The sequence below is a fragment of the Pseudomonas sp. NFACC43 genome (assembly GCF_900119645.1).
Lineage (GTDB): Bacteria > Pseudomonadota > Gammaproteobacteria > Pseudomonadales > Pseudomonadaceae > Aquipseudomonas.
In genome coordinates this window covers 24,143-40,049 of record NZ_FPKK01000004.1, presented here as the reverse complement: position 1 = coordinate 40,049, position 15,907 = coordinate 24,143, and the positions used below count along the sequence as shown (strand labels likewise).

Annotated in this window: 16 protein-coding genes; 15 read left to right on the top strand and 1 reads right to left on the bottom strand. The window is 60.9% G+C overall.

What is annotated here, in order from left to right; genetic code table 11:
* Nucleotides 1-36 precede the first annotated feature (36 nt).
* On the bottom strand, nt 37-819 hold the full coding sequence (gene map / locus BT179_RS08805) for a type I methionyl aminopeptidase (protein ID WP_053152730.1): 783 nt from the start codon (nt 817-819) through the stop codon (nt 37-39).
* A gap of 346 nt (nt 820-1,165) precedes the next feature.
* On the opposite strand from map, the gene rpsB reads away from it, so the two are divergent.
* The 15 genes from rpsB to rnhB all read left to right on the top strand — a co-directional run bounded on the left by rpsB (nt 1,166) and on the right by rnhB (nt 15,805).
* A complete protein-coding gene (gene rpsB / locus BT179_RS08800) occupies nt 1,166-1,903 on the top strand; it encodes a 30S ribosomal protein S2 (RefSeq protein ID WP_003198231.1) in 738 nt (245 codons plus the stop codon).
* Between the two features lie 194 nt (nt 1,904-2,097).
* Nucleotides 2,098-2,964 (top strand): translation elongation factor Ts, encoded by an 867-nt coding sequence (gene tsf, locus BT179_RS08795; RefSeq protein ID WP_072387961.1) that lies wholly within the window; start codon nt 2,098-2,100, stop codon nt 2,962-2,964.
* Nucleotides 2,965-3,172: 208 nt separating this feature from the next.
* Nucleotides 3,173-3,916: a UMP kinase gene (pyrH, locus tag BT179_RS08790; RefSeq protein WP_003198235.1), complete on the top strand. Its 744-nt coding sequence runs from the start codon at nt 3,173-3,175 to the stop codon at nt 3,914-3,916.
* The gene (gene frr / locus BT179_RS08785) at nt 3,913-4,470 is read left to right on the top strand and encodes a ribosome recycling factor (protein ID WP_072387959.1); all 558 of its coding nucleotides are present in this window, start codon (nt 3,913-3,915) and stop codon (nt 4,468-4,470) included. The genes pyrH and frr overlap by 4 nt, the downstream gene beginning before the upstream one ends.
* Before the next feature lie 13 nt (nt 4,471-4,483).
* On the top strand, nt 4,484-5,239 hold the full coding sequence (gene uppS, locus BT179_RS08780; protein ID WP_072387957.1) for a polyprenyl diphosphate synthase: 756 nt from the start codon (nt 4,484-4,486) through the stop codon (nt 5,237-5,239).
* On the top strand, nt 5,239-6,045 hold the full coding sequence (locus BT179_RS08775; RefSeq protein WP_072387955.1) for a phosphatidate cytidylyltransferase: 807 nt from the start codon (nt 5,239-5,241) through the stop codon (nt 6,043-6,045). The genes uppS and BT179_RS08775 overlap by 1 nt, the downstream gene beginning before the upstream one ends.
* Nucleotides 6,042-7,232: a 1-deoxy-D-xylulose-5-phosphate reductoisomerase gene (gene ispC, locus BT179_RS08770; protein WP_072430845.1), complete on the top strand. Its 1,191-nt coding sequence runs from the start codon at nt 6,042-6,044 to the stop codon at nt 7,230-7,232. The genes BT179_RS08775 and ispC overlap by 4 nt, the downstream gene beginning before the upstream one ends.
* Nucleotides 7,233-7,284: 52 nt before the next feature.
* Nucleotides 7,285-8,637, top strand: a complete 1,353-nt coding sequence (rseP, locus tag BT179_RS08765) for a sigma E protease regulator RseP (protein ID WP_072430846.1) — start codon at nt 7,285-7,287, stop codon at nt 8,635-8,637.
* Between the two features lie 74 nt (nt 8,638-8,711).
* Nucleotides 8,712-11,087 carry an outer membrane protein assembly factor BamA gene (gene bamA, locus BT179_RS08760; RefSeq protein WP_072387948.1) on the top strand — a complete coding sequence of 792 codons (2,376 nt, stop codon included), beginning with the start codon at nt 8,712-8,714 and terminating at the stop codon, nt 11,085-11,087.
* Between the two features lie 45 nt (nt 11,088-11,132).
* Nucleotides 11,133-11,636: an OmpH/Skp family outer membrane protein gene (locus BT179_RS08755; protein ID WP_024779019.1), complete on the top strand. Its 504-nt coding sequence runs from the start codon at nt 11,133-11,135 to the stop codon at nt 11,634-11,636.
* 3 nt (nt 11,637-11,639) lie between these two features.
* Entirely contained in the window at nt 11,640-12,695 is a 1,056-nt protein-coding gene (lpxD, locus tag BT179_RS08750; protein WP_072387946.1) for a UDP-3-O-(3-hydroxymyristoyl)glucosamine N-acyltransferase, read from the top strand.
* A 107-nt stretch (nt 12,696-12,802) separates the two neighbouring features.
* Nucleotides 12,803-13,243, top strand: coding sequence for a 3-hydroxyacyl-ACP dehydratase FabZ (gene fabZ, locus BT179_RS08745; protein ID WP_072387944.1), 441 nt, complete (start codon nt 12,803-12,805; stop codon nt 13,241-13,243).
* On the top strand, nt 13,240-14,016 hold the full coding sequence (lpxA, locus tag BT179_RS08740) for an acyl-ACP--UDP-N-acetylglucosamine O-acyltransferase (RefSeq protein ID WP_072387942.1): 777 nt from the start codon (nt 13,240-13,242) through the stop codon (nt 14,014-14,016). Before fabZ ends, lpxA begins: the two co-directional genes overlap by 4 nt.
* Nucleotides 14,017-14,018: 2 nt before the next feature.
* Nucleotides 14,019-15,149 (top strand): lipid-A-disaccharide synthase, encoded by a 1,131-nt coding sequence (gene lpxB / locus BT179_RS08735; protein ID WP_072430847.1) that lies wholly within the window; start codon nt 14,019-14,021, stop codon nt 15,147-15,149.
* Nucleotides 15,150-15,160: 11 nt separating this feature from the next.
* On the top strand, nt 15,161-15,805 hold the full coding sequence (gene rnhB, locus BT179_RS08730; protein ID WP_165887910.1) for a ribonuclease HII: 645 nt from the start codon (nt 15,161-15,163) through the stop codon (nt 15,803-15,805).
* The last annotated feature ends 102 nt before the right edge of the window (nt 15,806-15,907 follow it).

Genomic DNA, 15,907 nt, shown 5'->3' with positions numbered 1-15,907 from the left:
GAATGGCTTTCCTTTCTATCTATAGCTGGGGTCGGTTCAGGCGGAAACGCGAGGGATGGTGTCGTCGCTGCGCAGGGTAAAGATTTCGTACCCGGTCTCGGTCACCAGCAGGGTGTGTTCCCACTGGGCCGACAGCTTGCGGTCCTTGGTGATGGCGGTCCAGCCGTCGCCCAGTACCTTGGTTTCGGCGCGACCCTGGTTGATCATCGGCTCGATGGTGAAGGTCATGCCCGCCTGGAGCTCCATGCCGGTGCCGGCGCGGCCGTAGTGCAGGATCTGTGGCTCTTCGTGGAAGACCTTGCCGATGCCGTGGCCACAGAATTCACGTACCACCGAGAAGCCGTTCTTCTGCGCGTGCTTCTGGATCACCTCGCCGATGTCACCCAGTCGGCAGCCCGGCTTCACCAGCTCGATGGCCATGTACATGCATTCCTGGGTCACTTTCGACAGGCGCTGGGCCCACTCCGGCACGTTGCCGACGTGGAACATGCGGCTGGTATCGCCGTGATAGCCATCCTTGATGACGGTGACGTCGATGTTCAGGGTGTCGCCATCCTTCAGCGGCTTCTCGTTGGGGATGCCGTGGCAGACCACGTGATTGATCGAAGTGCAGATCGACTTCGGAAAGCCTTTGTAGTTGAGCGGTGCGGGAATGGCCTTCTGCTCGTTGACGATATAATCGTGGCAGATCCGGTCCAGCTCTTCGGTGGTCACGCCCGGCTTGACGTAGTCGGCGATCATTTCCAGCACGTCGGCGGCGAGCTTGCCGGCGACACGCATCTTTGCGATGTCCTCGGGAGTCTTGAGGGTGACGGTCATACAGGCTCTCTCTGCGCCTGGTGGCGCTGTTCGAAACGAAATGGGCGGCGCAAGAGGTTCCCTGCGGCCCCGAAAACGCGATTCTAACAGACGATCAGTACAATGAGCTCTCCAGGCCGGAACTCTGTGGTGAGGGGGTTATCTCCTTGCCACAATGGGTTTTAAGAATCCGGGTTTCGTTTTCGCCCTCGCTGTGGTATAAAATGCGCCGCTTTCCGGGGATGACCCCGAGAGCTTAAATCCACACACGTGTCGACACGATGACCTGGGTGCCTTCGGCTTATATAGGCCGCTGGTTGGTCATTGGGATACGTGGAGGCCAAACCCGACTTATCAAGGAACTATCATGTCCCAAGTCAACATGCGCGATATGCTGAAGGCCGGTGTGCACTTCGGCCACCAGACCCGTTACTGGAACCCGAAAATGGGCAAGTACATTTTCGGCGCGCGCAACAAGATCCACATCATCAACCTTGAAAAAACCCTGCCGATGTTCAACGAGGCACTGACCTTCGTAGAGCGCCTGGCCCAGGGCAAAAACAAGATTCTGTTCGTCGGCACCAAGCGCTCCGCTGGCAAGATCGTTGCTGAAGAAGCAGCACGTTGCGGTTCGCCGTACGTCGATCACCGCTGGTTGGGCGGCATGCTGACCAACTTCAAGACCATTCGCGCTTCCATCAAGCGTCTGCGTGATCTCGAAGTCCAGTCCGAAGACGGCACTTTCGCCAAGCTGACCAAGAAAGAAGCGCTGATGCGCACTCGCGATCTTGAGAAGCTGGACCGCTCCCTGGGCGGTATCAAGGACATGGGCGGTCTGCCTGACGCACTGTTCGTGATCGACGTTGACCACGAGCGCATCGCGATCACCGAAGCCAACAAGCTGGGTATCCCGGTCATCGGCGTTGTCGATACCAACAGCAGCCCGGAAGGCGTTGACTACATCATCCCAGGCAACGATGACGCCATTCGCGCCATCCAGCTGTACATGGGTTCGATGGCTGACGCTGTTATCCGTGGTCGCAACAATGTTAACGGCGGCACCGAAGTCTTCGCTGAAGAAGCTCCGGCAGCAGCCGCTGAGTAATCGACGCCCTGGCGTTGACTCAGTAAGCAAAAAGGGGGCTTGGCCCCCTTTTTGCCACCTCGAAAACCATTTGTCGCCGGCGCAGTGACTTGTTTGTAACCTGCCGCGGCCTATAAGCAGTGGTTTTCCAGGAAGAATTGATCGCCCGTTCGGTCGGGTGGAATGGTTGAAAACCTATCCAAGAGGATTTTGAAATGGCAGAGATTACTGCAGCGTTGGTCAAAGAACTGCGCGAGCGTACCGGCGAAGGCATGATGGACTGCAAGAAAGCCTTGACCAAGGCTGGCGGCGACATCGAGAAAGCCATTGATGACATGCGTGCTTCGGGCGCCATCAAGGCTGCCAAGAAAGCCGGCAACGTCGCCGCTGAAGGCGCCATCGCCATCAAGGACGACGGCAAGGCTGCCGTCCTGCTGGAAGTCAACTCCCAGACCGACTTCCTGGCTCTGCAGGATGACTTCAAGGCCTTCGTCGCTGCCAGCGTCGAAAAAGCCTTCGCTGACAAACTGACCGACGCAGCTCCGCTGATCGAAGCCCAGGAAGAAGCGCGCCTGGTCCTGGTTGGCAAGACCGGCGAAAACGTCAACATCCGTCGCCTGGTTCGCGTTGAAGGTGATGTGGTCGGTACCTACTTGCACGGCAACAAGATCGGTGTTGCGGTTGTCCTGAAGGGCGGCGACACCGAGCTGGCCAAAGACATCGCCATGCACGTGGCTGCTACCAACCCTGAGTTCCTGCTGCCTTCGGACGTTTCCGCTGAAGCGATCGAGCGCGAGAAGGGTGTTTTCCTGCAGCTGAACGAAGAGAAGCTGAAAGGCAAGCCTGCTGAAATCGCAGAGAAAATGGTCAGCGGCCGTATCTCCAAGTTCCTGGCCGAAGCCAGCCTGGTTGAGCAGGCCTTCGTCAAGAACCCGGAAATCAAGGTCGGCGACCTGGCGAAGAAAGCCGGTGCTGAAATCGTTTCGTTCACCTACTTCAAAGTAGGTGAAGGCATCGAGAAGCCGGTCGACAACTTCGCAGAAGAAGTTGCCGCTCAGGTAGCTGCTGCCAGCAAGCAATAAGACGGTTTTACAACTGTCGCCCAGAAGAGGCTGCCCGCTCACGCGCGCAGCCTCTTTTTGGATCGGAGGCCGATTATTATTGGTTTCCTGTCGGAACTGGCTTACAAAGCCGTGTTCCGATGGCGCTGTGTCAGCGTCAAGCTAGAGTGAACGCAGGCTGTAAACAGCTTGAAGAATTTTTGAAAATACGCCGCAGGAGAGATTCGCAATGGCTCAGCAGGGCAGTGGTTATCAGGCTCGCTATAAACGCATTCTACTCAAGCTTAGCGGCGAGGCCCTGATGGGCTCGGAAGAGTTCGGGATCGATCCGAAGGTCCTGGATCGCATGGCCCTGGAAGTTGGCCAGTTGGTCGGCATCGGTGTCCAGGTCGGCCTGGTCATCGGCGGCGGCAACCTGTTCCGCGGCGCGGCGCTGAGCGCGGCCGGCATGGATCGGGTCACGGGCGACCACATGGGCATGCTGGCCACTGTGATGAACGCCCTGGCTATGCGCGACGCGCTCGAGCGTGCCAATATCTCGGCCATCGTGATGTCGGCCATTTCCATGGTTGGCGTGACCGATCACTACGACCGCCGCAAAGCCATGCGCCACCTCAATTCCAAGGAAGTGGTGATCTTTGCCGCCGGCACCGGTAATCCGTTCTTCACCACGGATTCGGCTGCCTGCCTGCGAGCGATCGAGATCGATGCCGATGTCGTGCTCAAGGCAACCAAGGTCGATGGCGTCTACACCGCCGACCCGTTCAAGGACCCGCATGCCGAGAAGTTCGATCATCTGACCTACGATGAAGTACTGGATCGCAAGCTGGGTGTAATGGACCTGACGGCAATCTGCCTGTGTCGCGATCACAAGATGCCGCTGCGTGTCTTTAACATGAACAAGCCCGGCGCCCTGCTGAACATCGTGCATGGCGGCGCCGAAGGAACCCTGATCGAGGAAGTTCAACAATGATCAATGAAATCAAGAAAGACGCCGAACAGCGCATGCAGAAGTCCGTGGAGTCTCTGGCGCACAACTTCGGCCGCATCCGTACCGGCCAGGCCCACCCGAGCATTCTCGAGGGCGTGATGGTGCCTTACTACGGTGCAGACACTCCGATCAAGCAAGTGGCCAACATCACCGTCAAGGACGCCCGTACCCTGCAGGTCGTGGCTTTCGAGCGCAACATGCTCGCGGCGGTCGACAAGGCCATTGGCAGTGCCGGCCTGAACCTGAACCCGACCAACCTGGGTGAGTTGCTGCTGATCTCCATGCCGGCCCTGACCGAAGAGACCCGCAAGGGCTTCACCAAGCAGGCTCGTGACGTGGCTGAAGACGCTCGTGTTGCCGTGCGCAACATCCGTCGTGATGCCAACAGCCAGCTCAAGGACCTGGTCAAGGAAAAGGAAATCAGCGAAGACGAAGAGCGTCGCGCCGCCGGCGAGATCGACGACCTGACCAAGAAGTATGTGGCTAAGATCGACGCGGATTTGGCGCAGAAAGAAAAAGACCTGATGGCCGTATAAGGGTCTCGTTTTCATGGAAAAGACCAAGCAGGCCGTGTCGTTCGCGGTGCCTCGCCATGTGGCGATCATCATGGACGGCAACAATCGCTGGGCCAAGAAACGCTTCATGCCCGGCGTCGCCGGGCATAAGGCGGGTGTCGACGCGGTTCGTGCGGTCATCGAGGTGTGTGCCGAGGCGGGAGTCGAGGTGCTGACCCTGTTCGCTTTCTCCAGCGAAAACTGGCAGCGTCCGGCCGACGAGGTCAGCGCCTTGATGGAGTTGTTCCTCAAGGCCCTGCGTCGCGAGGCCAAGCGCCTCAACGAGAACAGCATCAGCCTGCGCATCATCGGTGATCGTTCGCGCTTCCATCCGGAGCTGCAGGCGGCGATGCGCGAAGCCGAGGCCGCGACGGCCGGTGCCGACCGGTTTGTCCTGCAGATCGCCGCCAACTATGGTGGCCAGTGGGACATCGCCCAGGCTGCCCAGCGCCTTGCGCGGGAGGTCCAGGCCGGGCATTTGCGGCCGGAGGACATCACTCCCGACCTGTTGCAGGCCTGCCTGGCCACGGGCGACCTGCCATTGCCGGACCTGTGCATTCGCACTGGCGGCGAGCACCGCATCAGCAATTTCCTTCTCTGGCAGCTGGCTTATGCCGAGCTGTACTTCTCCGACCTTTTCTGGCCGGACTTCAAACACGAAGCCATGCGCGTCGCACTGGCCGATTTCGCTTCCCGTCAGCGTCGCTTCGGTAAAACGAGCGAGCAGATCGAAGCTGGAGCCCGGGTTTAATGCTTAAACAACGAATCATCACAGCCCTGATCCTGTTGCCCATCGCCCTGGGTGGTTTCTTCCTGCTCGAGGGGGCCGGCTTTGCCCTGTTCATCGGGCTGGTCGTGACGCTGGGGGCCTGGGAGTGGGCCCGGCTGGCGGGTTTCGCCGCGCAGTCGGCGCGCATGACCTATGCGGCGGCCGTGGCGGCCATGCTGTTCGTCATGTACGTGGTGCCGGGCATCGCACCCTGGGTGCTGGGTGCTTCGGTGCTGTGGTGGGCAACGGCAGCGTTCCTGGTATTGACCTATCCCCGGACTACCCATCACTGGGCCAACGCAGCGACCAAGCTGACCATCGGCCTGTTGATCCTGTTGCCGGCCTGGCAAGGCCTGATCTGGATCAAGCAGGGGCCGTTGGGCAATTGGCAGATCATGGCGGTGATGGTGCTGGTATGGGGGGCCGACGTCGGTGCCTACTTCTCCGGTCGGGCCTTTGGCAAACGCAAGCTGGCGCCAAAGGTCAGTCCGGGCAAGAGTTGGGAAGGGGTCTATGGTGGGCTGGCCTTGAGCCTGGTGATCACGACAGTGGTCGGTGTCACACGCGAGTGGACTGCCGGGCAACTGCTGATCGGCCTGTTCGGTGCCGCGCTCATCGTATTTGTCTCGGTGGTCGGCGACCTGACCGAAAGCATGTTCAAGCGTCAATCCGGGATCAAGGACAGCAGCAACCTGTTGCCGGGCCATGGCGGCGTACTGGATCGCATTGACAGCCTGACTGCCGCGATCCCGATCTTCGCCGTGCTGTTGTGGATGGCTGCACCGTGAGTCGTCCTCAGCAGATCACTGTACTGGGCGCCACCGGTTCCATTGGCCTCAGCACCCTGGACGTCATTGCCCGGCATCCAGAGCGTTACCAGGTCTTCGCCCTCAGTGGCTTCACGCGTCTGAACGAGCTGCTGGCGTTGTGCTTGCGTCACGTCCCGCGGTTCGCCGTGGTGCCGCAAGCCAGTGTGGCGCGGGCGCTGCAGGACGACCTGCGCGCGGCAGGCTTGCAGACCCGCGTGCTGGTAGGGGAGGAGGGCCTGTGCGAGGTGGCCTCCGATCCCGAAGTCGATGCGGTGATGGCGGCGATCGTCGGTGCGGCGGGCTTGCGTCCGACGCTGGCGGCGGTGAAGGCGGGCAAGAAGATCCTGCTGGCCAACAAGGAGGCCCTGGTCATGTCCGGGGCGCTGTTCATGCAGGCGGTGGGCCAGAGCGGCTCGGTGCTGCTGCCGATCGACAGCGAACACAACGCGATTTTTCAGTGCATGCCCCGGGACTTTTCCCGAGGCCTGGGTGCGGTGGGGGTTCGGAGGATTCTGCTGACGGCTTCCGGCGGTCCGTTCCGCCAGACTCCCCTGGCCGAGCTGGAACATGTTTCGCCTGAACAGGCGTGCGCTCATCCGAACTGGTCCATGGGGCGCAAGATTTCCGTGGATTCGGCCAGCATGATGAACAAGGGCCTGGAGCTGATCGAGGCCTGCTGGCTGTTCGATGCCAAGCCTTCCCAGGTCGAGGTGGTGATCCATCCCCAGAGCGTGATCCATTCCCTGGTGGACTACGTGGACGGTTCGGTGCTGGCCCAGCTGGGCAACCCGGACATGCGCACCCCTATCGCCAATGCCCTAGCCTGGCCGGAGCGGATCGACTCCGGCGTGGCTCCCCTGGACCTGTTCGCCATCGCTCGCCTGGACTTCCAGGCGCCCGATGAGCAGCGTTTCCCGTGCCTGCGCCTGGCTCGCCAGGCTGGCGAGGCAGGCAACAGCGCGCCGGCCATGCTCAATGCGGCCAATGAAGTGGCAGTGGCGGCGTTTCTCGATGGACGTGTCCGTTACCCCGAGATCGCGAGTATCATCGAGGAAGTCTTGAACCTGGAGGCTGTGGTTTGCCTCGATGATCTGGACGCGGTATTCACTGCCGATGCCAGGGCTCGTGAGCTGGCGAGCCAATGGCTGAGGCGTCACGGGCGTTGAGGTTGCGATACGTTAGCCAGGGTTGCCCTGGACTGGATTGCGGAGAAAGCAGATGAGCGCGCTCTATATGATTGTCGGCACCCTGGTTGCATTGGGTGTGCTGGTCACTTTTCACGAATTCGGTCATTTCTGGGTCGCGCGTCGCTGTGGCGTCAAGGTGCTGCGTTTTTCCGTCGGCTTCGGCATGCCCTTGCTGCGCTGGCATGACAAGAGCGGCACCGAGTTCGTCGTGGCGGCTATCCCCCTGGGCGGCTACGTGAAGATGCTGGACGAGCGCGAAGGTGAAGTGCCCGCCGATCAGCTGCATCAGTCCTTCAATCGCAAGACCGTTCGTCAGCGCATCGCCATCGTGGCGGCGGGGCCCGTCGCCAACTTCCTGTTGGCCCTGGTGTTTTTCTGGGCGCTGGCCATGCTGGGCAGCGAGCAGGTGCGGCCGGTCATCGGTGGCGTAGAGGCCGGTAGCGTGGCCGCACGGGCCGGGCTGAGCCCTGGCCAGGAGATCGTGGCGATCGATGGAGAGCCCACTTCCGGCTGGGCCGCCGTCAACCTGCAGTTGGTGCGTCGCCTGGGCGAAAGTGGCTCGTTGCAGTTGATGGTGCGCGACGAGGGCTCGACCACGGATTCGCCTCGGGAACTGGTGCTGGACAACTGGCTCAAGGGCGCCGATGAGCCGGATCCGATCCGCTCCCTGGGTATTCGCCCCTGGCGTCCGGCGCTGCCGCCGATATTGGCCGAGCTCGATCCGAAGGGCCCGGCCCAGGCCGCGGGCCTGAAGACCGGTGATCGCCTGCTGGCCCTCGATGGGCAGCCGGTCGGTGACTGGCAGCAGGTGGTGGATGCGGTTCGTGTACGTCCTGATACCAAGATTGTGCTGCGCATCGAGCGTGATGGTGCTCCAATTGACGTCCCTGTCACCTTGGGCGCGCGGGGCGAGAGCAAGGCGCCGAACGGCTACCTGGGCGCTGGCGTCAAGGCTGTCGACTGGCCGCCAGAGATGATTCGCGAGGTCAGCTTCGGTCCTGTCGCTGCGATTGGCGAGGGTGCGCGTCGTACGTGGACCATGAGCGTCCTGACCCTCGATTCGCTCAAGAAAATGTTGTTCGGCGAGCTCTCGGTAAAAAACTTGAGTGGACCGATAACCATTGCTAAAGTGGCGGGCGCTTCTGCCCAGTCGGGCGTTGCTGATTTCCTGAATTTCCTTGCTTATCTGAGCATTAGCCTGGGGGTTCTGAATTTGCTGCCTATCCCGGTGCTGGATGGGGGGCATCTGCTGTTCTATCTGATCGAGTGGGCGCGTGGTCGTCCCTTGTCGGATCGGGTTCAAGGTTGGGGGATACAGATCGGGATCAGCTTGGTGGTCGGGGTGATGTTGCTTGCCCTGGTCAACGATCTGGGTCGTCTGTAACGCTTCGCTGAATTGCGAATCTGCCGCATTTTGCGGCAGTTTGTTTATTGCCAGTTGGAATAAGAAAGGACTTCATGAAACGTCTGCTGCTAACCGCGGTTATTACCGTGTTGATGATCGCCGAAGTTCACGCCGAGTCCTTCACTATCTCTGATATTCGCGTCAACGGCCTCCAGCGGGTCTCCGCGGGTAGCGTCTTTGGTGCCTTGCCGTTGAACGTCGGCGAGCAGGCGGATGATCGGCGCCTGGTGGAGTCCACTCGTGCGCTGTTCAAGACCGGCTTCTTTCAAGATATCCAGCTGGGCCGTGATGGCAATGTCCTGGTCATTACGGTTGTCGAGCGGCCGTCGGTCGCCAGCATCGAGATCGAAGGCAACAAGGCGATCTCCACCGAAGACCTGATGAAAGGTCTCAAGCAATCCGGTCTGGCCGAAGGCGAGATCTTCCAGCGCGCGACCCTCGAAGGCGTGCGTAACGAACTGCAGCGCCAGTACGTGGCCCAGGGCCGCTACTCGGCCACCGTCGACACCGAAGTGGTTCCTCAGCCACGTAACCGTGTCGGCCTGAAGGTCAACATCAACGAAGGCACCGTGGCGGCCATCCAGCACATCAACGTGGTGGGCAATACGGTTTTCCCCGATGAAGACCTGATCGACCTGTTCGAACTCAAGACCACCAACTGGCTGTCGTTCTTCAAGAACGACGACAAGTACGCCCGTGAAAAACTGTCCGGTGACCTGGAGCGCCTGCGTTCCTATTACCTGGACCGGGGCTACATCAACATGGACATCGCCTCGACCCAGGTGTCTATCACGCCGGACAAGAAACACGTCTACATCACTGTCAACGTCAACGAGGGCGATAAATACACCGTTCGCGACGTCAAGCTCAGTGGTGACCTGAAGGTGCCGGAAGACCAGGTCAAGTCGCTGTTGCTGGTGCAGAAGGGCCAGGTGTTCTCGCGCAAGCTGATGACCACTACGTCCGAGCTGATCACCCGCCGCCTGGGTAACGAAGGTTATACCTTCGCCAACGTCAACGGCGTGCCGCAGCCTCACGACGAAGACCATACCGTCGATATCACCTTCGCCGTTGACCCGGGCAAGCGTGCCTATGTCAACCGCATCAACTTCCGCGGCAACACCAAGTCCGAGGACGAGGTACTGCGTCGTGAAATGCGCCAGATGGAAGGTGGCTGGGCTTCGACCTACCTGATCGACCAGTCCAAGACCCGCCTGGAACGCCTGGGCTTCTTCAAGGAAGTCAACGTCGAGACCCCGGCGGTACCGGGCGTCGATGACCAGGTCGATGTGAACTACAGCGTCGAGGAGCAGGCGTCCGGCTCCATCACCGCCAGCGTCGGTTTCGCCCAGAGCGCGGGCCTGATCCTGGGTGGTTCGATCACCCAGAACAACTTCCTGGGTACCGGTAACAGGGTCAGCGTCGGCCTGACCCGCAGCGAATACCAGACCCGCTACAACTTCGGCTTCGTGGACCCCTACTGGACCGCCGACGGGGTGAGCCTGGGCTACAACGCCTTCTATCGCACCACCGACTACGACGAGCTGGACTCGGACATCTCCAGCTATGCGGTGGACAGCTACGGTGTGGGCGCCAACATCGGCTACCCGATCAGCGAGACCTCGCGCCTGACCTTCGGCCTCACCGCCCAGCAGGACAAGATCAACACCGGTCGCTACACCGTCGACGAGATCTTCGACTTCGTTAACAAGGAAGGCGACAGCTACCTGAACTTCAAGGCGTCCGCCGGCTGGTCCGAGTCGACCCTGAACAAAGGTGTGCTGGCGACCCGCGGTCATTCCCAGAGCCTGGTGTTCGAAACCACCACCCCTGGCAGCGACCTGTCGTTCTTCAAACTCGACTACCGGGGCCAGTTGTTCCAGCCATTGTCCGATAACTACACCATGCGCCTGCACACCGAGCTGGGCTATGGTGACGGCTACGGTTCCACTGACGGCCTGCCGTTCTACGAGAACTACTACGCCGGTGGTTTCAACTCGGTGCGTGGCTTCAAGGACAGCACCCTGGGTCCACGCAGTACGCCGAGCCGGGGTAACAACCCGGGCACCATCAGAGACCCGGATCAGGATCCGCTGCCGTTCGGTGGCAACGTCCTTATCCAGGGTGGTCTGGAAGTCCTCTTCCCGATGCCGTTCGTCAAGGATCAGCGCTCCCTGCGTACCTCGGTATTCTGGGACGTGGGTAACGTATTCGACTCCAAGTGCAGCGACACTACCAACGCCAACGGCACCAGGTCCAACACTCAGTGCAACGACATCAGCCTGAGCAACATGGCCAGCTCCGTTGGTGTGGGCGTGACCTGGGTCACCGCGCTCGGTCCTTTGAGCTTCGCCCTGGCGATGCCGATCAAGAAACCGGATGACGCTGAAACCCAAGTGTTCCAATTCTCCCTCGGCCAGACGTTCTAAGCGTCTGCCCCAAGATAACGACAATGGATTTTGTAGGAGTACATCGTGCGTAAGTTGACTCAATTGGTTCTCCTGGCGACCGTACTGGTCGCAGGTCCGGCTTTTGCCGACATGAAGATCGCCGTGCTGAACTATCAGATGGCCCTGCTGGAATCCGACGCGGCTAAGAAATACGCCGTGGATGCCGAGAAGAAGTTCGGCCCGCAGCTGACCAAGCTCAAGAGCCTGGAAAGCAGCGCCAAGGGCATCCAGGATCGTCTGGTGGCCGGTGGCGACAAGATGGCCCAGGGCGAGCGTGAGCGCCTGGAGCTCGAGTTCAAGCAAAAGGCCCGTGACTTCCAGTTCCAGTCCAAGGAGCTGAACGAAGCGAAAGCCGTGGCCGACCGTGAAATGCTCAAGCAGCTCAAGCCCAAGCTCGACAGCGCCGTGGAAGAAGTCATCAAGAAGGGTGGTTTTGACCTGGTGTTCGAGCGTGGCGCAGTGATCGATGTCAAGCCTCAGTACGACATCACGCGCCAGGTCATCGAGCGCATGAATCAGCTGAAGTAATCCATGACAGCGACTATCAAGCTTGGCCAGCTGGCCGAGTTCCTCGGCGCCACCCTGCGTGGCGACCCGGAGAAGGCAATTACTGGGCTGGCCACTTTACAAGAGGCTGGCCCAGCTCAGTTGAGCTTCCTGGCAAATCCCCAGTACCGAAAGTACCTTGCAGACAGCCGCGCTGCCGCGCTGTTGCTCAAGGCTGCCGATGCCGAGGGGTTCCATGGTGACGCCCTGATCGTGCCCGACCCGTACCTGGCGTATGCACGGATTTCCCATCTGTTCGACCCCAAGCCCAAGGCACCTGCCGGCATTCATCCCAGCGCGGTGATCGCCGCCGATGCCGTGGTGGATCCTACCGCCAGCATCGGGCCTTTCGTGGTCATCGAGAGTGCGGCGCGCATCGGTGCGGGGGTCACCCTGGGGGCTCACTGCTTCGTCGGCGCGCGTAGCGAGATCGGCGAGGGCGGTTGGCTGGCCCCCCGGGTCACCCTGTATCACGATGTGCGCATCGGCAAGCGGGTAGTGATTCAATCCGGCGCGGTGCTGGGTGGCGAAGGGTTCGGTTTTGCCAACGAGAAGGGTGTCTGGCAGAAGATCGCCCAGATCGGTGGCGTGACCGTCGGCGACGATGTGGAGATCGGCGTCAATACGGCCATCGACCGCGGTGCGTTGGCAGACACGATCATCGGCAACGGCGTCAAGCTCGACAACCAGATCCAGATTGCCCACAACGTCCAGGTCGGCGATCACACGGCCATGGCCGCCTGCGTGGGCATTTCCGGCAGCACCAAGATCGGCAAGCATTGCATGCTCGCCGGTGGCGTAGGGCTGGTGGGGCACATCGACATTTGTGACAACGTTTTCCTGACCGGCATGACCATGGTGACCCACTCGATTACCGAGCCGGGCGCCTATTCCTCCGGAACGGCGATGCAGCCGGCGGCCGAATGGCGCAAGAGCGCGGCCCGGATTCGTCAGCTCGACGACATGGCGCGACGTCTGCGACAGCTGGAAAAGCGTGTAGGGGACGTGACCCCTGACGGTAATGCTTCATCAGATGGCTGATACCATTTCCATATCAAGTGTGCACAGCCGCTAGACTGCCTCCTTGATTTGCCAGCGGAGTGCGCGTCAATCCGCGCTCCCAATCTTTACATAGGCTTCCTCCCGAAATGATGGACATCAACGAGATTCGCGAATACCTGCCTCACCGTTACCCGTTCCTGCTGGTGGATCGGGTAGTGGAGCTGGATGTCGAAGGCAAGCGCATTCGCGCCTACAAGAATGTCAGCATCAACGAGCCGTTCTTCAATGGCCATTTCCCCGCGCATCCAATCATGCCGGGTGTGCTGATCATCGAGGCAATGGCCCAGGCTGCCGGGATCCTCGGTTTCAAGATCATGGACGTGAAACCCGCCGACGGCACGCTCTACTATTTCGTAGGCTCCGACAAACTGCGTTTCCGCCAGCCGGTGACCCCGGGCGACCAGTTGATCCTCGAAGCCAAGTTCATCAGTTGCAAGCGCCAGATCTGGAAGTTCGAATGCCAGGCTTCGGTCGATGGCAAGCCGGTCTGCTCCGCTGAAATCATTTGTGCGGAACGCAAACTATGAGTTTGATCGACCCTCGCGCAATCATCGATCCGACGGCCGTTCTGGCCGCCGATGTCGAGGTCGGCCCGTGGTCGATTGTCGGCGCAGGTGTGGAAATCGGCGAGGGCACGGTGATCGGGCCCCACGTAGTTCTCAAGGGGCCGACCCGGATCGGCCGGCACAATCGCATCTACCAGTTTTCCTCGGTAGGCGAAGACACCCCCGATCTCAAGTACAAAGGCGAGGAGACCCGCCTGGTCATCGGCGATCACAACGTGATCCGCGAAGGCGTGACGATCCACCGCGGCACTGTACAGGATCGTTCCGAAACTACCCTGGGTGACCACAACCTGATCATGGCCTATGCCCACATCGGCCACGACAGCGTTATTGGCAACCACTGCATCCTGGTCAACAACACCGCGCTGGCCGGCCATGTACACGTGGACGACTGGGCGATCCTGTCCGGCTTCACCCTGGTACACCAGTACTGCCACATCGGTGCCCACAGCTTTTCCGGCATGGGCACCGCCATTGGCAAGGACGTCCCGGCCTATGTCACGGTGTTCGGCAATCCGGCCGAAGCCCGCAGCATGAACTTCGAAGGCATGCGCCGTCGTGGCTTCAGCGAAGAGGCGATCGCGGCGTTGCGTCGTGCCTACAAGGTCGTCTATCGCCAGGGGCTGACCGTCGAGCAGGCGTTGGCCGAGTTGGCCGAAGCGGCGACCCAGTTCCCGGAAGTCGCGATATTCCGCGACTCCATCCAGTCCTCGACCCGCGGCATCACCCGCTGACCATGGCTACCTTGCGTGTTGCGCTGGTGGCGGGGGAGGCTTCCGGCGATATCCTGGGCGCGGGCCTGATGCGTGCGCTCAAGGCGCAGCATCCGGCGGTCGAGTTCATCGGTGTTGGCGGACCGTTGATGCAGGCCGAGGGGCTGGCCTCCTATTTTCCGATGGAGCGTCTGTCGGTGATGGGGCTGGTAGAAGTGCTCGGCCGCCTGCGGGAATTGCTGGCCCGGCGCAAGCGGCTCATCCAGATCCTGATCGATGAAAAGCCGGATGTATTCATCGGCATCGATGCGCCGGATTTCACCCTCAACATCGAACTCAAGTTGCGTCAGGCCGGGATCAAGACGGTGCATTACGTCAGCCCGTCGGTCTGGGCCTGGCGGCAGAAGCGGGTGCTGAAGATTCGCGAAGGCTGCGACCTGATGCTGACGTTGCTGCCCTTCGAAGCCCGATTCTACGAAGAGAAAGGCGTGCCGGTACGGTTTGTCGGTCACACCCTGGCCGATACCATTCCCCTGGAGGCTGATCGCGACCAGGCCCGCCGGGCGCTGGGCCTTCCCGACGGTCCGCTGGTGGCCTTGATGCCCGGCAGCCGGGGCGGCGAAGTCAGTCGTCTGGCAAGCGTGTTCTTCGACGCTGCCCAACGCATGCAGGCGATACGCCCCGACGTGCGTTTCGTCCTGCCCTGTGCCAGCCCGCAACGGCGGGTCCAGCTCGAGGCCTTGCTGGCCGGACGCGATCTGCCGGTCACGTTGCTCGATGGCTGCTCCCACCAGGCGCTGGCAGCCTGCGATGCCGTGTTGATTGCCTCCGGGACTGCTACCCTTGAAGCGTTGTTGTACAAACGCCCCATGGTGGTCGCCTATCGCCTGGCGCCGCTGACGTTCTGGATTCTCAAGCGTATGGTCAAGAGCCCTTACATCTCCCTGCCCAACCTGTTGGCCCAGCGTCTGCTGGTGCCGGAGTTGCTGCAGGACGAGGCGACGCCCGAGGCGCTGGCCAGTACACTGCTACCCTTGATCGACGGCGGCGAGGAGCAGACTCGTGGCTTCGATGAAATTCACCGTACCCTGCGTCGCGACGCCTCCAACCAGGCGGCGGATGCAGTACTGACCCTGGTCGGCGCAAAACCATGAGCCATTCGAAGATACAACTGGGCCTGGACTTCAACCTGGTGGCCGAGGTGGAAGAACTGGTGGCCGGTGTCGACGAGGTTGGGCGCGGCCCGCTGTGCGGCGCGGTGGTGACGGCAGCGGTGATTCTCGACCCGAACCGGCCAATCCTGGGCCTTGACGACTCCAAGAAGCTCACCGAGGCCCGTCGCGAAAAACTCTACGATGAAATCTGCGAGAAGGCCCTGAGCTGGTGCATCGCTCGGGCCGAGGTGGAGGAGATCGACGAGTTGAACATCCTGCACGCCACCATGCTCGCCATGCAGCGTGCGGTGGAAGGGCTGCACATCACGCCGAAACTGGCGATGATCGATGGCAACCGCTGCCCGAAACTGTCGATGCGCGCCGAAGCCGTCATCCAGGGCGACGGCAAGGTTCCAGCTATCGCGGCGGCGTCGATCCTGGCGAAAGTCAGCCGTGATCGGGAAATGGCCGCCTTCGAACTGATCTACCCGGGGTACGGCATCGGCAGCCACAAGGGCTATCCGACCCCCGTTCATCTGGAGGCCCTGGCACGCCTGGGGCCGACGCCTATCCATCGGCGTTCCTTCGCCCCGGTGCGGTTGGCCTATGAGGCCCGTGAAGGGGTGATCGCGAACAGTCAGTGCCCTGTTTCCTGATGCAAACGCTGCTTCTGTGGCGAGGGGATTGGTTTCCGCTGGACCGCGAAGCAGTCCCAAAGTCTGTCAAACGTAACGGGATTTCAGGTTCAAGGACCGCTT

Coding starts and splice junctions, on each gene's coding strand:
- rseP (WP_072430846.1), top strand. CDS start 7,285: ATGAGCGCGCTCTATATGATTGTCGGCACCCTGGTTGCATTGGGTGTG.
- lpxB (WP_072430847.1), top strand. CDS start 14,019: ATGGCTACCTTGCGTGTTGCGCTGGTGGCGGGGGAGGCTTCCGGCGAT.
- tsf (WP_072387961.1), top strand. CDS start 2,098: ATGGCAGAGATTACTGCAGCGTTGGTCAAAGAACTGCGCGAGCGTACC.
- BT179_RS08775 (WP_072387955.1), top strand. CDS start 5,239: ATGCTTAAACAACGAATCATCACAGCCCTGATCCTGTTGCCCATCGCC.
- uppS (WP_072387957.1), top strand. CDS start 4,484: ATGGAAAAGACCAAGCAGGCCGTGTCGTTCGCGGTGCCTCGCCATGTG.
- rpsB (WP_003198231.1), top strand. CDS start 1,166: ATGTCCCAAGTCAACATGCGCGATATGCTGAAGGCCGGTGTGCACTTC.
- lpxD (WP_072387946.1), top strand. CDS start 11,640: ATGACAGCGACTATCAAGCTTGGCCAGCTGGCCGAGTTCCTCGGCGCC.
- bamA (WP_072387948.1), top strand. CDS start 8,712: ATGAAACGTCTGCTGCTAACCGCGGTTATTACCGTGTTGATGATCGCC.
- map (WP_053152730.1), bottom strand. CDS start 819: ATGACCGTCACCCTCAAGACTCCCGAGGACATCGCAAAGATGCGTGTC.
- pyrH (WP_003198235.1), top strand. CDS start 3,173: ATGGCTCAGCAGGGCAGTGGTTATCAGGCTCGCTATAAACGCATTCTA.
- fabZ (WP_072387944.1), top strand. CDS start 12,803: ATGATGGACATCAACGAGATTCGCGAATACCTGCCTCACCGTTACCCG.
- frr (WP_072387959.1), top strand. CDS start 3,913: ATGATCAATGAAATCAAGAAAGACGCCGAACAGCGCATGCAGAAGTCC.
- lpxA (WP_072387942.1), top strand. CDS start 13,240: ATGAGTTTGATCGACCCTCGCGCAATCATCGATCCGACGGCCGTTCTG.